A 16,672-nucleotide genomic window follows, 5' to 3' on the forward strand; every position below is an offset into this window, starting at 1 on the left:
CCTTTAAAGTAGGCTTTTTTTGATGTACAATAAGTTATCAATATATTATTATGTAGGAGATGAGTATTAATGAGAAAAAATATGAAATCATTTTTAATTGTATTAATAGCAACAATAGTAATTTCTTTATTTCATCTGCCTGCCTATAGAATTTATGGTGCTAGTCATAGTTATGGTACTACTAAAGGGCAAAAGTTCTTAAAAGAGTTATATTCTGATAATGAAAAAAGTAAGGAAATAAAAAAGGTTCCATATAAGGTTTCGTTTTTATTTAGAAATAATAAGATGAATTTTAAAAAAGATATACTATATAAAGATAATAGGCTTTATATTTCTATATCTGATTTTATAAAATATTTTGGATTGAATGAAAAAGTAAATGATAATGAAATAGCAATAGGAAATATAATAAATGTAGATTTAAAGGATAAAACTTTTTATAAAAATGAAAGCAAAACTCCATTAAGAGGTGATATATTTAAAGCAGATGGAGAATATTATATTTCTATTTTTGATTTATGCGAAATTTTAGATCTTAATACATATTGGGATTATGAAAGTAATAAAATTTATATATCAAAGAAGGAAGCTAGTAAACCGAAGGAAAAGATACATGGAGATAAAAATAAGAAAGGTTATATAAGATTTGAGGATTTTACAGCAGGAGATGTATATCTTTCACAATCTGCCTTAGAAAAGATAAGGAAAGTAGCAGACTATATGAATGAAAATGATGAATCTTTTAGTGTTTCATGGATACCAAGGTATATAAATAATAATGATAAAATAGATAATGATATTTCTAAAGAAGAAACAATGGAAAATTCTAACTTTATTTTTACGTTAGATTACTTGATAAACAGAGGCGGAAATATTGGTTTACATGGATATACTCATCAATATAAAGATACTGATAGCGTAATAGGAGCAGAATTTGGTGATGATAATTGTAATGACCCTGAAGAAATAAGAGGTAGAGTAGAAAGTGCATTAAAGATAGCAAATAATATTAATATTCCAATTAGTTACTGGGAGACTCCCCATTATAATACTACAGCTAGTCAGCAGAAAATATTTGAGGAATATTTCAAAATTATATATGAGCCAGCAATAGGAATTTATAATAAAAAGATAATTACAAGTAAGAATAATAGAATTACTAAATATATTCCAACTCCATTAAGTTATGTAGAGGATGATACTGGAGAAGGGATGCTAAGTAGGATAAGAAAAAATAAAAATCAAGAATTTAGTTTATTTTATCATTTAAGTATGGAGATTAATAGCATAGATGTTTCTATTGATAATAATGGAGAAATTATTTTTAAGTATGATGATAATTCAATACTTAAGAAGATAGTAAGTCTAGCGGATGAATTAGGATACAGATTTAGTGATATTAATGAAATATAGAATTAGTAAAGAAAAAATATTTTGCTTTTAAAGTAGAGGTTTTACATGAAATTGAAAAAGATAGGGAGTATCAAATACTCCCTATCTTTTTATAATTATAATTAATCATTAGAACTCATATACTTACTTTTTGCGAAAAATGAAATGCTATATAGTCCAGCAACACCTACTAAAGCGTAAATTACTCTACTAAAAATAGAAGCAACTCCAAATAAATTATCAACTAAGTTAAATTGGAAGAAACCTATGAGTCCCCAGTTAACTGCACCTATGATAACTAGTATAAGCATGATTGCATCAAGTACTTTCAACAATATCACTCCCTTTATTGATTTACAAATATTATTATAACCAAAAGGGATGATATTATTCAGTTAGAAGCTTATATTTCTATCTATAGGTTGATTTAAAGAAATAATTGTATCTGTTCTTTGAATTCCATTAATAGAATTAATTTTGTTTAAAAGTATATCTTGAAGGTCAGATATATTCTTGCACACTACTTTAGCAAAAATTGAATAATTTCCTGTTGTTAGATGTAATTCAACCACTTCTTTTATTGTAGATAATTCTTCAAACACTGAATCAAAAGAAGAAGTTTTATCTACGTAGATACCAACGAAGCAACAAACGTCATATCCAAGCTTTGGTAAATTTAAAAGTATTCTAGTACCTTTTATAATACCAAGTTCCTCCATTTTTTTCATTCTAACGTGAATAGTTCCACCACTTACATGACAAATTCTAGCTATTTCTAGGTAAGGAGTTCTGCAATCTTTAATTAACAAATCTAAGATTTGTAAATCTAATTCGTCTAACTGATATGATAAATTCAAACTCATAAGACCACCTCATTAACATTTTATAATTTCTTACTATATTCTATCAAATAATTTTTTAAAATAGAAGGGTATTTTAATAAATTTAATAAAAAAAATATAAAAATTTATTATTTTAACAATTTATGGCTTTAGTTTATAATAAGAATTAATTGATATTAATTTATGAATAGTATTTCTTTTACAAATAATTAAATTTATATTACTTGAAAATGTAGAGGATTTCTTTTAATATATTATATAGATACAATAAGGAGGCATTATATTATGATGAATGTTTTATCTACAATAGCTTATTTTGCAATTACAATTGGATTAATGATTTTATTGTTCACTTTCGGTAGAAAATATGTATTTTCTAGAGTAAGAATAAATAAATGGATTCCTTTAGCTATATCTTTAGTATTATTTGCAGTTCAAATTTTTGTGAAAATTGATAATACGTGGGTTACTATGGGACTAACTTTAGTTGTAGTTTGGTTCTTTATGTGGTTTATCGATATACAAAGCACTGGTGGACCAAAGAAACAAGAGAAGAAGATAGAAATTAGACCTAAAGCTAAACCAAATAGAGTCAAACATATTAAAAATCAAAAATAATAAAAGTTTGAAGTAAACATGGAATGCAACTACTGCATTCCATGTTTATTTTCATTAATATAATTATTTATAAAAATAGGAGAACTAAAGGCTATTTTATTATCATCTTGGATAATCTTAATTAAATACCAGGTTTCATTATCTTCCCTATTATGTTCATAAAAATACTTAATACTATTTAAACCTATATTTTCTATTGTTTTTATTATTTTCCCTTTATTAGTTAAAATTTGTATTTCTCGTATTTTATATCTTATATCTTCTGAATAAATCATAAAACGTATCTTATTAGTATTAATAGAAATTTCTTCTCCCATAAATCCATTATTAGCTGTAAAGTATAGTTTTAAATATCGTGATTCTGTAGAGAATGTTCTTCTTTCACGAAAAGCAGAAACTATATTGCTTGTTGATAGGCTATTGCATAAGCAAACTGTTAAGTTCTCAGAATCGCCGAAGTTAATTTTATGGTTATCTTGACCATTAATAGCCCCAAGCTTCCATCCTGCATCTAATAAGTTAAAGTAGTACTTATCGTGTCTTGTATATTTACTAGAGGGATTACCATTACCTACTTCTACTGATGTTATTAATTTATTTAGAATTGGATTATATGGTAAGTTTATAATATTCTTATGTGGATGATTTATTGAGATAAAGGAATCTTCATTATTAAGCATCCAAAGTACTAAAAATCTTAAATCACGTACAACACCAGAAAAGAAGCCTTCTGAATTAATAATATTTAAATCCCCAAACTGGGAAGTTTTACACTCAAAGCCAACCATAGGCAAGAAATTATCAATTTTCTTTTTTATTTTTGAGGCATAAATCTTTGTACCTTCATATTTATCATATTTAGAATCTTTTATTTTAATTTCCTTAGATAAATGAGAATTATGATCTGTAATAAATAAGAAATTTAATCCAGCCCTATATGCATATTCATAAGCTTCCATGGGAGAACCTTTGCCTGTAGAAAACTCTGTATGACAATGAGGAATACCATAATAGTACCGTATATTAGATGTATCAAATTCTTTTATTTCTTTTATTTTTTTTCTTCCCAAAATAAGCCCCTTATAAATTATTATCTATCTATATATAGTATTTAATAAGTGGAAATAATGACAATAATATTAATGAGTGATAAAATAACTTTAAATATATAATTAAAGGGTGATGAAATGATTTTAGAATTTAATGGTATTAAACCTGTTATCGATAAGACTTGCTATATCTCTCATAGTGTTGATATAATAGGGGATGTTGTAATTAAGAAGAATGCAAATATTTGGTTTGGAACTACAATTAGAGGAGATATGAGTAATATTTTCATTGGAGAAAATACTAATATTCAAGAAAACTCAGTAGTACATGTAGATTTTGAACTTGGAACATATATAGGAAATAATGTTACTATAGGACATCGAGCTATTATACATGGATGCACTATATCAGATAATGTTTTAGTAGGAATGGGATCTATAATCTTAAATGGAGCTAAAATTGGCAAAAATACTATAATAGGAGCAGGGTCTTTAGTAACTCAAGGAAAAGAGTTTGAAGATGGAGTTTTAATTATGGGAAGTCCAGCAAAAGTTGTAAGAAAGCTTAATGAAGATGAAATAAAAAACATAGAAAAATCTGCAAATAATTATGTGGAAATTAGCAGAAAATATATGTAAGACAAGGAGAAAATATGATTAATATAGGTGAGTATAATTTATTAGAAGTTAAAAGGGAAAAGGATTTTGGATTTTATTTAGGGGATGCAGGTAGAGAGACTGTACTTTTACCTAAATCAGTTCTTGAAGGAAGAAAAATTGAAGTTGGAGATAATGTAGAAGTATTTGTATATAGAGATTCTAAAGATAGACCAATAGCAACTTTCAAAAAGCCTTTAGTAACAGTTGGAGAAGTTGGGTACTTAAAGGTAGTATTCCAAAGCGAATTTGGAGCATTTGTAGATTTTGGATTAGACAGAGATATTTTTGTACCTTTAAAAGAACAAAGATTCAAACTACAAACTGGAACAAAATACCTATTTTATATTTATGTAGATAAAACTGGAAGACTTGCAGCGACTACAGATGTAGAAAACTATATTCTTAATGCAAAAGAAGAAGAAGTTGAATATAAGGTTGGAGATGAAGTAGTAGCTCAAGTTTATGGAAAAACTGAAAATGGATCAGTTCATGTAGCTATAGAAGGAAAATATAAAGGCCTTATTTTAGCTAATGAATATTATACAGAAATATATCCTGGAACTGAAATGAAACTTAGAGTAAAGAGATTATATGAAGATGGAATAATTGGTCTTACTCCAAGAAAGACTAGATTAAACGAAAGAGATCAAATAAAAGAAGATATTTTAAAATATCTAAAGAAAAATGGTGGATTTATGCCATTTAATGACAAGTCATCTCCAGAAGATATCAAGGCTACTTTCAATACAAGTAAGAATTACTTCAAAATGGCACTTGGTGGTCTTATGAAGGATGGTAAAATAGTTCAAGAAAAAGAAGGAACTAAGTTAATATAGTATAGTACAGTTTAGAATGGCTGAATCGAAGATTATTTAAACTTCGATTCAGCCATATTTATTTTTTTCAGATATAAGTTTATTGGATTAGAGATAGTTGAAGGATATAGATATATTTTTAATAAGACTTTTCATATAAAGCAAGAAAGATATTTTCAAAGTATTGAAAAAGAAATATCAAAATGATACAATTGAAATGTAAAGGATTAGAAAAAATTGAATTTATTATATAAAGGGTGGTATTGAGATGAATAGAAAAGTAAGAATAGGAATTGATGTTGGGGGAACATTTACTGATGCAGCTGTAATAGATAATGAAACATATGAAATTATAGCAAAAGATAAAATCCCAACTACTCATCATGCTGAAGAAGGGGTAGCAAAGGGAATAGTTACAGTTATAAATAAAGTATTAAAAGATAATAAAATTTCTCCAGATGATGTTGTATTTATTGCTCATGGTACAACCCAAGCTACTAATGCTCTTTTAGAAGGTGATGTAGCTAAAACTGGTATTATAGGTATGGGGAAAGGTTTTGAAGGTGAAAGAGCAAAGGGTGAAACAAATGTTGGAGATATTGAACTAGCTGCTGGAAAATATCTTCATACAGTTCATAGTTATATAGATTCAGGAAATTTAACTGATGAAAGAATTAAAGATGCTATTTTAAAATTAAAGTCTAATGGAGCAGAGGTAATAGTTGCTTCGGAAGCATATTCAGTGGACAACCCTGAAAATGAAATTAAGGTAATTGAAAGTTGTAATAAAGAAGGTTTATATGCTACTGGTGGATATGAAATATCACAGCTATATGGGTTAATGGCTAGAACAAGAACAGCTGTAGTTAATGGAGCTTTAATTCCTAAGATGATGGAAACTGCAAATATGACAGAAACATCAGTTAAAAATGCCAATATTAAAAAGCCACTTATGATAATGAGATGTGATGGTGGTGTTATGACTGTAGAGGAAGTTAGAAAACGTCCAATATTAACAATGTTATCAGGTCTTGCAGCTGGAGTTGCTGGTGCACTTATGTATGAAAAAGTTTCAGATGGTATATTTTTTGAGGTAGGAGGAACATCAACAGATATATCTGTAATAAAAGATGGGAAAGTAATGATTAAAAATGCAGAAGTTGGAGGCCATAAGCTTTACTTAACATCATTAGATGTTAGAACTCTTGGTATTGCAGGCGGAAGTATGATTGTTGTTGAAAATGGTAAAATAGTTGATGTTGGACCAAGATCAGCTCATATTGCTGATAAAGAATATGAAATTTTTGCAGATGAAAGTAAAATGTCAAATCCTAAGGTTAAATATATAGCGCCAAGAAAAGATGATAAAGCTAATTATGTAGCAATTGAATGTGATAATGGATATAGCTATGCATTAACAGTAGCAGGAGCTGCAAATATATTAGGATATGTTCCAGAAAATGATTATGCAAGGGGAAATGATAAAGCTGGAAGAAAAGGCTGGGAAGTATTAGCAAAGGAAATAGGAATATCAGTAGAAGAAGCATGTACTCAAGCTATGAATATAGCTATTAAAAAAGTTAAGGTTATAGTTGAGAATTTAATTAAAGAATATGATTTAAATACTTCAATTATAAGATTAGTTGGGGGTGGAGGTTCAGCTTCAATTATTACACCTTATTTAGGTGAAATGATGGATATGAAATTTAATATTGCCAAAAATGCTCCATATATATCTACCATAGGTGTTGCCCTAGCTCTTGTAAGAGAGCAGGTTGAAAGAAATGTAGCCAATCCAACAGAAAATGATATTAGAAGAATAAGAGCTGATGTTATGGAAGCAGTAACTAAAGCAGGAGCGAATCCAAGTACTGTTGAAATTTCAATAGAAGTAGATTCACAGAAAAATATCTTAAGAGCTGTAGCAACAGGTGCAACTGAGCTTAGAACTAAGGATTTAAACACTGCTAAAAAGACCGATGAGGAATTAAGGGAAATAGCAGTAACAGCCACAGGAGTCCAATGTGAAGAAATTGAATTAGTAGCTAAGACTGGTAGATGGAATGCTTTTACAGCTAATAAAATAGAAAAGAAATTATTTGGATTAGTAAAGAAGAAAAAATATCTTGTAAGAGTTATTGATAATGAAGGGGTAATAAGACTTCAAAAAGATAATGGAAAGATATTGAGGGTAACTAAAGGAGATGTTAACTATAGATTTTCTGAATTTGTAGACCATATGACCACATATTCAGATGCTGGTGGAATTCTTCCTAAGGTATATTTATTTTTTGGGGAAAAACAAGTAGATTTATCAGGAATGACAAGTAAAGAGCAATTAATATCTGTTGTTAATATGGAATTGGAATTTATTGATGAAGATAGTCAAATTATTGCGGTAGCTTCAAGGGAAAATTAGTAAGAATAAAAATGGAGAGCTGGGAATTAATAGCATAAATTGTATTAGTCCTAGCTTTACTAGATAAGAAATATAATATTTAAACCTTTATTGAGAAGAGTTGAATTTAGGAGATTAAGGCAACTGATTGGTAAAAATAGTAGCATTAAGAAATAATATAAATTATAATGATATATGGAGTAGAAAATATTTGGGTTGTCTTTTAATAGTAGTAAAATATGAATTGAAAGATTGAAGAGTTTATATTGAATGTGTTGGAATTAGAATGTGTAAGACATCATAGATGTACTTATTATTTGCATTAGATATATGAAAGTCAAATATAAATTTTACTAATAAATTATAAAATAAAGGTATGTGAATATAGTGATGATGGTAAAGGATAAAAGTGACTTAACTAAGTCAGAGGTTAAGATATTAGATTATTTACAAGAGTATATGAATAGTAGTATATATATGACAGTTACAGAAATTGCAAATAACTGCGGGGTAGGTGAAGCCACTGTCACGAGATTTTGTAGAAAATTAGGCTTTAGAAGTTTTCTTGAGTTTAAAATGACAATGGTACAAGAGTTTCAAAATAAAGGTATAACAGAAGATGATATAAAAGAAGAAGCTGTTTTACCAGAGGATTCTGTAGAGTTAATAGCAAGGAAGCTAGGAGATTCTATTAGCAGTACAATATTTAATAATTTAAAGGCTCTTAATTATGATTATATTGAAGAGGCTACTAATAGAATTTTAAAGGCAAATAAAATATACTTTGTTGGAGTTGGATACTCAGGGGTATTGGCAGAAGATGCTTATTATAGATTTATGGATTTGGGGCTAAATTGTAGTTATTTTAGGGATATAAATGCATTATCAGCAGTAAGTAAATTTTTAAAATCTGATGATGTAATTATAGTTATTTCACGTAAGGGAAATACTGTTGAAATAAATTCTGTAATTGAAAATATTAGAGAAAATAAAGTTAATGTTATAGCTATTACTGAAAATTTGTTATCAAAATTAGCTAGAGTAAGTGATATTACTATTAACTATAATTCGCATAAAGTTGATGTAGATGATAAAGTCATACAAAGTAAAATTATAGAAAAATATGTATTAGAATTATTATATATAAATGTAGTTAGAAAGAATTCTATCAAATAAATTTTAAATGCTATCAGTTTAAAAAAGATAATACTTTTAAACTGATAGCATTTTTCATTTTAATAAAAATAATTTTCAAATATGGAATTAAAATTCAAAAAAATGAAAATATACTATCAAAAACTATTGCTAAACGTTTTCAAGGGTGGTATTATTAATACGTAGTAAAAAATGGATGAAAAGTTAATTTATATTAATTCTTTCTCAAAGACTAGCAAAGTTAATAACAAATTTCAATAAGCTTATGGAATGTAACAAAAGATGTAAACAATATTCATTTAGAGTTTTGACTTAAAATAAGAGTTATTATTTTAAGGGTTTATGACCCACATAATTAAAAAATGAGGGGGAAAAGAAAAGTGATCAGAAAAAGAAAAAAAATCATGTGTATTTTAGCATCAGTAGTTATAGCGGTAGGAGTTTTAAGTGCTAATGTAAGCGCAAATGTTGAAAAAGTACAAGGTAGTAATGTTGCGGATAGTATTAATGCGAGTATTCCAGAAGTAGTAAAAGAGGAAAATACTCCAAATCTTGAACTAATGTATGAAGTATATATTGAAAACAGAGATGGTGGAAGTATATATCAACAATATCCTGATGGCACAACAAGAACAATGGGTAATGTAATACGCGCAGGTAAATATTCAGCTGATTCTTCAGCAGGTTTTTGGGCCTCACATTATGATGCAGGTAATGATGGTAGTCACTCTTGTATAACTGCAACTGCTTCAAATAATGTACACATAAGGGTGGGTCCTAATGAAAGTTATGATCCAATAAAGGCTGCAGAAATAACTAAAGAGTCAGTTCCAAGTTTATCACCAAAGGATATAGAGGCTGCAGGTGTATGGATGCCTAAGCAATTTACAATAGGTACTGAGGAAGATTATTCCTTTGCAGCAATAAATAATACAGCAGGCTTCGCTGACAATATTATTTATACAGATATGGCTGGAGGAACTGAAATATTCGGAGGTATTAGTGGAGCCTTTGTTGGAAACCCAGTACACTTCTTAGATAGTGATGGAGAATGGAAGTCATTAGATTACTATTACAATGGTTCTTATGATAAACCAATACCAGAAGATTTAAAGATAATAGTAAGTAAGCCTTCAATAGATATTGGTTCACCTACTAGTATAGAATTTGAAAACTGGGCAGCTGGAGATACAGTAAATGGTGAATATAAAGATACTAATGGTAGAGTACTATTAAATTACGAAGATGGTACATCAAAACATATAGCAGATATAATTCAAAGAGTTAAGGGTACAGGAAGATTTGGTGGAAGTGAATATTCACATGTTGGTACATTTAGGGCAAGTCATCCAGGTGTAATTTGTTTATCAACTTCACCTAAAACTGGTAGAACTAACTGGGGAAATGCTTCTCATTACTCAGGTGGAATTCAATTAGTTCCAGCAAATCATGCAAAATTCTTGGCTTATAACGTTGATCAAAAAGCATTTATAGATGGACAATTTAATCAACAACCACACTATGGAATAATTGGAGCTGTAGGTTCAACAGCAGAGAATTTATTTAATCCGGATTATGCAATTGATGGAAAGATATCTTATGATCCAATTTGGGAGGCGGTTGCACCACTTTATTCTCAATATATGAAACCAAAATATATTGATGGAGATAAAGAAAATAGCACAATGTTTGTTATATCAGAAGACTTCGGACAAACCTATCAAGAATCTCCTACGATTATGGGATTAACAGGCTTTAAAAACAATGCAAATTCATTTGAAGAGTCTCCTGTTGCTAATTGGACCAATATAAAAATACTTTTAAAATACTAAGATTATAAGTGAGGTTATATTATGATAAGAAAATCAAAAAGTAAAATTGCTATAATTATTGCTATTGCATTATCAGCATCAGCTATTTCAAGCTACAAAATTAGTACTGTTTTTGCAGATGAATTAGAAAATAAAAAACAAATAGATACGATTCAAGAAGTGGAAAGTGAAGAAAAAGCAGAAAATATTACAATTGATGAAACAGAGTTAGATAAAGTACTTTCAGAAGATGAACTAAAGGTAATGTTTCCGGATGAAAATTTAAGAAAGGTAGTTGTAAGAAATGTAACGTATACTGCCTTTGCAAATCCTCAAGGAATACCAGGTCTTGAAGAAGACACAGTTACATTAAGAAAGTTACAAGCAGTTAAATACTTACTTGCTAATGAAGAACGAATAGAGTCTCTTGAAGGAATACGATATTTACCAAACTTAATAGAATTAAACTTAGAAGGAAATCATATTTCTTCATTATCAGAAGAAATTACAACCTTAAAGTCCTTAGATAAATTAATTTTATCAAGAAATAAGTTAACTGAAATACCTGGATTCATTGGTAACTTAACTAAATTACGTTGGTTTGATATATCAGAGAATGGCTTAACATCAATACCGGTAGAAGTATGTAATATTAAGACCATAGATAGATTAGATATATCTCAAAATAAAATATCATCATTGCCAGTTGAAATTAATAATTTAACATCATTACAAAGATTAATAGCTTATGACAATGAGTTAACTGAGTTACCAATAGAGGCTGGAAAGTTAACAGTTTTAAGAGATATAAGTGTTTTCAATAATAAGTTAACATCGCTACCAGAATCTATTGGAACATTAACTAACCTTAATTATTTAAGAGTTGCTAAAAATCAATTAACATCACTACCAGATAGTATAGGTAATTTGAAAAACTTATTTACTTTATCAGCAAATAACAATGAAATAACTTCTATACCAAGTAGTATAAATGGCTCAACTAAAATTGGTGAAATAAATTTATCAAATAATTTAATAGAAAACTTAGATTTTAGCCTTTCACTACCTGTATTAAAGGAAGTAAATTTAAGTAATAATAAGTTAACAGAAACACCAGATTTAAGTGGTTCAACGAATTTAAGAAAAGTAAATCTATCTAAGAATGAAATAGTTGATGGAAGAGCAGCTTCATCTTGGGCAAATGTTCAATATTTAGATCTTTCTAATAATAAACTAATAGCTGTACCACTTATAACAACGATAAAACAACTTGATGTATCATACAATGAAATTACAAAGATACCATCAGAAATAACTACTATGACCACAATTAATAGTTTAGTTCTTAATAATAATAAAATAGAAGAGTTGCCAGTAGAAATTGGACAATTGTTAACATTAACAGGTTTAAATATAAATAATAATAGTATTAAGACTTTACCAACAGAAATTGGAGCTTTAGCTAAATTACAAGGTTTTTATGGGAATGGTAATGGAATAACTGAAATGCCAGAATCCTTTAGTGAACTTAAAGAATTAAGATTTCTTGAGGTGGCAGACAATAATTTAACAATTATTCCAGATTCAGTATCTAGTCTTGAAAAGCTAAAGAAAGTAAATATTAAAGATAACTATCTTACAAAACTGAATTTCAATGAAAATGTTAAAGTAGTAAGCACTGGAAACTTCCTAGATAGAGAAGTTGAAATCAAAGCAATTTCTAATAAGAAAATAGACATAAAAGTAGATGAGGTAATAAATCTATTAGATTATGTTGAGGTTATTGGAAGTGATAGAAAGTTAAATTCAGAGGTTGTAGAAGTAATACTAGATTCTAATAAAGGGGTCTTTAAAATAGGAGAAACACCAACAACAATAATTGGAGTACAAAAAGGTGTTGAAAAAGTAACTATAAAATTAAAAAATTCTGAAGGCAAGAAGTTTGAAGCAAGAGTAGATGTAAGAATAAAATAAGTGTTATAGAAATATTACTTAGTTCAGTGAAGTGCTATGATTAGTGATTGGAAAAAGCCATATCTTTAAGATATGAATTTATATGAAAGTTTTAGCGTTAATAATTATAGATTTTATAAATTCATTAAGGACTAAGACTTAATTATAGCACTGGCTGAATGAAATTTTCAAATTAATGAAAAAATAATATCAAAAACCTTGAAAGTAAAAAATTGGTATGATAAAATATAGTTAAATTAATAGTTAAGGAGGACAGTATGAATCTTTTAGATAAGTTAAATGAAAAAAAGTTAACATTGATTGTAAGTTTGCCAGCAAATGATGTTGAACTAGCTAAAGCAGCTATTGAAGCTGGAGCAGATATGGTCAAAATACATTTAAATGTGGAACACAGAGCAAGTAAAACAAGGTTTGGGTCTCTACAAGAAGAATTAGAAAATGTTAAAGTAATAAGGGATTTATGTAATACACATAATATATCTTTAGGTATTGTTGCAGGTGGGCATAATGAAATTCCAATGTCAGAAATAGATGGAATAATGGAAAATGGATTTGAGTTTATATCATTATATGATAAGCATATGAATCCATTAATAATGAAGAAAGATATCTATAAAATGGTAGCCATAGATGATAACTATGATATAGAGCTTGTTAAAGTTTATGATAGTTTATCTATAGATATACTTGAATGTTCAATTATGGATCCCCAAACCTATGGTGAGCCTCTTACTGTAAGAGAAATATTACAATATAAGTCTATACGCAATTCAACTAACACACCTATTGTAATTCCAACTCAAAGAAAAATAACCCCAGAACAAAGTTTGATACTTCAGGAAATTGGTATCAATGGCATAATGATAGGAGCTATAGTAACAGGTAAGACGAAAGAATCTATTTACAAATCAACTTTAGAGTTTAGAGAAACTATAGATAACTTTAATAAGGAGTAACACTATGGAAAATGAAAAGGTTTTATATATACCTTTAGATGATAGACCAGTAAATCTTACGTTAGTAAAAGATTTAGGGGGGATATCAAATATTGATATAATAACACCACCTAAAGAAATGCTGGGACAATTTTTAAAAAAGGGACAATGCCATGAAATTTCAAATTGGCTAAAGAATACTAAAGGACAAGTTTTGCTAATATCATTAGATATGCTTTTATATGGAGGGCTAATTGCTTCAAGAAGTTCAGAGACTTCAAAGGAAGAAGCCTTAGAATTATTAAAGGCTGTAAGAGAATTTAAAGAAGAAAACCCTAAAGTAAGGATTTATGGTTTTTCAAATATTATGAGACTATCTATTTCCATTTCAGGTGATGAAAGTGAAGTATGGTGGAGAAAGATAAATAAATATAATGAGCTAAGATATAAAATTGAAATCTTAGGAGAGATTAATTTACAAGGTAATTTAGATAAGTTAATATCTGAAATACCTGAAAACGTTTTAAATAATTATTTAAATTCGAGAAAAAGAAATCACATGTTGAATATGGAAGCTATTAATCTTGTTAAAGATGAAATATTGGATTTCTTGATTATGTCTCAAGAAGACTGCTCGCCTTATGGACTTCATTGGATAGAGCATAAAATAATAAATGAAGAAATAAATAAATACTCTTTAAAAGATAAAATTTATGTATATCCAGGAGCGGATGAAATAGGACAAATTTTATTGGCTAGGTATATAAATGATAGTACAAAATTCTATCCTAAGGTCTTTGTTGCTTATGATAATGAAGTTGAAAGTGACAATATACCTAAGTTTGAGGATAGGCCTTTAAAAGATAATATTAATGAGCATTTAAAAAGCTTAGGAGCAATAATTGTAGATGATATAGAGTCCTGTGATTTAGTATTAGCAGTGACTACACCTAATATGCCCTATATAGATATGGCAGAAGATAGTATGGATAACTATAATAAGAAAAAAATTATAGATGACTTTGTATCTAAGCTAAATGAATACTATTCTAAAGGAAAAGTAATAGCCCTAGCAGACCTATCTCTTGCTAATGGTGGAGATTTATATTTAATAGATAGATTAAGAGAAGATGATTTATTATTAAAAATTAAAGCATACAGCGGTTGGAATACTGCAGGTAATGCATTAGGTACTGCAATTGCTCATGGGAATATTATTTGTAATTTAATAAATAATGGTAAATTAAACTTAAATAGCTCCATAAATAGTTTAAGATTTCTTTTAGAAAGATATGCAGACGATCTTTTCTACCAAAGCATTGTAAGAAGAGATACAGCCAAAATAGTTCTTGAAGAAAATTTAAGTATTTTCAATATGGGAAATATCAATGTAAGGGTAAATAACTATGTTGAAAAAGCTTTGGATACTTTAATGAAAGAATATTTTATAGGAAGAAACATTGATTATTTAGAAGCAAAAGGTATGGTGTCTGAAATTGATGTAAAAGCAGCATTACCTTGGAATAGGGTTTTTGAAACCGAATGTTCTATAAAATTAAAATTACAGGAGGTTTAAAATGGATATAAAGGGTTTTAAAGAATATGACATAGTAGTAATCGGAGGGGGACCTTCTGGATTAATAGCAGCTAAGGCAGCAGCTACAGGTGATGCTAAGGTTTGCTTAATTGAAAGAGGTGGATACCTAGGTGGGTGTGCTACAAAATCTTTAGTTATACCTCTTATGACTTTTCACGCGGGAGAAAAGCAAATAATTAGGGGGTATGCAGAAGAACTTATAGAAAAAATAAAAGAAGAAGGTGGAACTATTGGACATATAATGGATCCATTAGGTGTTGCAGCAACTGTAACTCCAGTAGATACAGAAATTTATAAATATGTAGCGCAAGAGTATTTACTTGATGCTGGTGTTGAAATTTTATATCATACAGAAGCTTTAGAAGTGAAGAAAGAAGAAGATAGTGTTACTTGTATAACAGCCAAAACTCGTTCAGGTATTTATGATATAAAAGCTAAGTATTTTATTGATGCAACAGGGGATGCTGAAATAGCCTACCTAGCTGGCTGTGAAATGAAGGTAGGAAGAGAAGTAGATGGAAAATGCCAACCTATGACTTTTATGTTTAAAATGGATAATGTAGATGTTGATAAAATAATAGATTATTCAGATAAACATCCCAATGAATTTGTTATAAGTAATGAAATCAACTCTCTATCAGAGGTAAAAAGAATAGCGATTTCAGGATTTTTCTCTAAGGTGGAAGAAGCTAATAAAAATAATGATTTAAATCTAAATAGAGATAGAGTACTTTTCTTTGAATTAAATAGAAGAGGAGAAGTAGCTATAAATATGAGTAGAGTAATAAATAAAAAATCTATTGAAGGCTTTGAACTTTCTGAAGCTACTATAGAAGGTAGAAGACAGGTAATAGAGATATATAAATTCCTTAAAAATTATGTTCCAGGCTTTGAAAACTCAAGATTACTACAGTCAGCAGATGAGATTGGTGTCCGTGAGTCCAGAAGAATAGTAGGTGAGTATGTAATTACTGAAAATGACATCATTCAAGGGAAGATATTTAGTGACACAGTAGCCTTAGGTAGTTGGCCTATTGATATTCATGATCCAGAAGGGAAGGATATTACCATTAAGGAAATGAAGATGGGAGACTATTATGGAATACCATACAGGTGTTTAATTCCAAAGGGTATAAAGAACTTACTAGTTACTGGAAGGGCAATAAGTTCTACTCATGAGGCATTTGCTTCAGTTAGAGTATCACCTATATGTATGGCATTAGGACAGGCAGCAGGGATTGCATCAAAAATAGCTTTATTAAATAAGTTACCTTATAAAGATATAGAGATAAATGAATTAATGATTGAACTAAAAAAGTCAAATCAAGTAATAAGTTAGATCGCAATTATTTATTGTTTCAAGTTTAAATAAAAGGCCTTTAGTATAAAAAACTAGGGGGAATATAAAAAATAATAAAATTTTGGA

14 protein-coding genes are annotated in these 16,672 nt (G+C 28.6%); 11 read left to right on the top strand and 3 right to left on the bottom strand.

What is annotated here, in order from left to right; translation table 11 throughout:
* The first annotated feature begins 69 nt into the window (after nucleotides 1-69).
* Nucleotides 70-1,413: a DUF2334 domain-containing protein gene (locus E5347_RS00780; protein ID WP_136003594.1), complete on the top strand. Its 1,344-nt coding sequence runs from the start codon at nucleotides 70-72 to the stop codon at nucleotides 1,411-1,413.
* A gap of 101 nt (nucleotides 1,414-1,514) precedes the next feature.
* Here E5347_RS00780 and E5347_RS00785 read toward each other — a convergent pair whose 3' ends face one another.
* Both E5347_RS00785 and E5347_RS00790 read right to left on the bottom strand, forming a co-directional pair.
* On the bottom strand, nucleotides 1,515-1,724 hold the full coding sequence (locus tag E5347_RS00785; RefSeq protein ID WP_136003596.1) for a DUF378 domain-containing protein: 210 nt from the start codon (nucleotides 1,722-1,724) through the stop codon (nucleotides 1,515-1,517).
* A 63-nt stretch (nucleotides 1,725-1,787) separates the two neighbouring features.
* Nucleotides 1,788-2,255, bottom strand: a complete 468-nt coding sequence (locus tag E5347_RS00790) for an Lrp/AsnC ligand binding domain-containing protein (RefSeq protein ID WP_136003599.1) — start codon at nucleotides 2,253-2,255, stop codon at nucleotides 1,788-1,790.
* Nucleotides 2,256-2,519: 264 nt separating this feature from the next.
* Between E5347_RS00790 and E5347_RS00795 the strand changes: the two genes are divergently transcribed.
* Nucleotides 2,520-2,852: a hypothetical protein gene (locus E5347_RS00795; protein WP_243109697.1), complete on the top strand. Its 333-nt coding sequence runs from the start codon at nucleotides 2,520-2,522 to the stop codon at nucleotides 2,850-2,852.
* A gap of 29 nt (nucleotides 2,853-2,881) precedes the next feature.
* Here the strand turns inward: E5347_RS00795 and E5347_RS00800 are convergent, their stop codons facing one another.
* Nucleotides 2,882-3,922 (bottom strand): PHP domain-containing protein, encoded by a 1,041-nt coding sequence (locus E5347_RS00800; RefSeq protein WP_136003601.1) that lies wholly within the window; start codon nucleotides 3,920-3,922, stop codon nucleotides 2,882-2,884.
* Nucleotides 3,923-4,039: 117 nt separating this feature from the next.
* On the opposite strand from E5347_RS00800, the gene E5347_RS00805 reads away from it, so the two are divergent.
* The 9 genes from E5347_RS00805 (at nucleotide 4,040) to E5347_RS00845 (ending at nucleotide 16,585) form a co-directional block, all read left to right on the top strand.
* Nucleotides 4,040-4,540, top strand: coding sequence for a gamma carbonic anhydrase family protein (locus tag E5347_RS00805; protein ID WP_136003603.1), 501 nt, complete (start codon nucleotides 4,040-4,042; stop codon nucleotides 4,538-4,540).
* A 14-nt stretch (nucleotides 4,541-4,554) separates the two neighbouring features.
* Nucleotides 4,555-5,397, top strand: coding sequence for a CvfB family protein (locus E5347_RS00810; protein ID WP_136003605.1), 843 nt, complete (start codon nucleotides 4,555-4,557; stop codon nucleotides 5,395-5,397).
* A 247-nt stretch (nucleotides 5,398-5,644) separates the two neighbouring features.
* A complete protein-coding gene (locus E5347_RS00815; protein WP_136003606.1) occupies nucleotides 5,645-7,795 on the top strand; it encodes a hydantoinase/oxoprolinase family protein in 2,151 nt (716 codons plus the stop codon).
* A gap of 369 nt (nucleotides 7,796-8,164) precedes the next feature.
* Nucleotides 8,165-8,950 (top strand): MurR/RpiR family transcriptional regulator, encoded by a 786-nt coding sequence (locus tag E5347_RS00820; protein ID WP_136003608.1) that lies wholly within the window; start codon nucleotides 8,165-8,167, stop codon nucleotides 8,948-8,950.
* A gap of 359 nt (nucleotides 8,951-9,309) precedes the next feature.
* Nucleotides 9,310-10,761, top strand: a complete 1,452-nt coding sequence (locus E5347_RS00825; protein WP_136003610.1) for a hypothetical protein — start codon at nucleotides 9,310-9,312, stop codon at nucleotides 10,759-10,761.
* Between the two features lie 21 nt (nucleotides 10,762-10,782).
* Nucleotides 10,783-12,714 carry a leucine-rich repeat domain-containing protein gene (locus E5347_RS00830; protein WP_136003612.1) on the top strand — a complete coding sequence of 644 codons (1,932 nt, stop codon included), beginning with the start codon at nucleotides 10,783-10,785 and terminating at the stop codon, nucleotides 12,712-12,714.
* A 257-nt stretch (nucleotides 12,715-12,971) separates the two neighbouring features.
* Nucleotides 12,972-13,670, top strand: a complete 699-nt coding sequence (locus tag E5347_RS00835) for a hypothetical protein (RefSeq protein ID WP_136003613.1) — start codon at nucleotides 12,972-12,974, stop codon at nucleotides 13,668-13,670.
* A 4-nt stretch (nucleotides 13,671-13,674) separates the two neighbouring features.
* Nucleotides 13,675-15,225: a DUF4127 family protein gene (locus tag E5347_RS00840; protein WP_136003616.1), complete on the top strand. Its 1,551-nt coding sequence runs from the start codon at nucleotides 13,675-13,677 to the stop codon at nucleotides 15,223-15,225.
* A 1-nt stretch (nucleotide 15,226) separates the two neighbouring features.
* Nucleotides 15,227-16,585 (top strand): FAD-dependent oxidoreductase, encoded by a 1,359-nt coding sequence (locus tag E5347_RS00845; protein WP_136003617.1) that lies wholly within the window; start codon nucleotides 15,227-15,229, stop codon nucleotides 16,583-16,585.
* The last annotated feature ends 87 nt before the right edge of the window (nucleotides 16,586-16,672 follow it).

The sequence above is a fragment of the Clostridium sartagoforme genome (genome assembly GCF_004794105.1).
Taxonomy (GTDB): Bacteria; Bacillota; Clostridia; order Clostridiales; family Clostridiaceae; genus Clostridium; species Clostridium sartagoforme_B.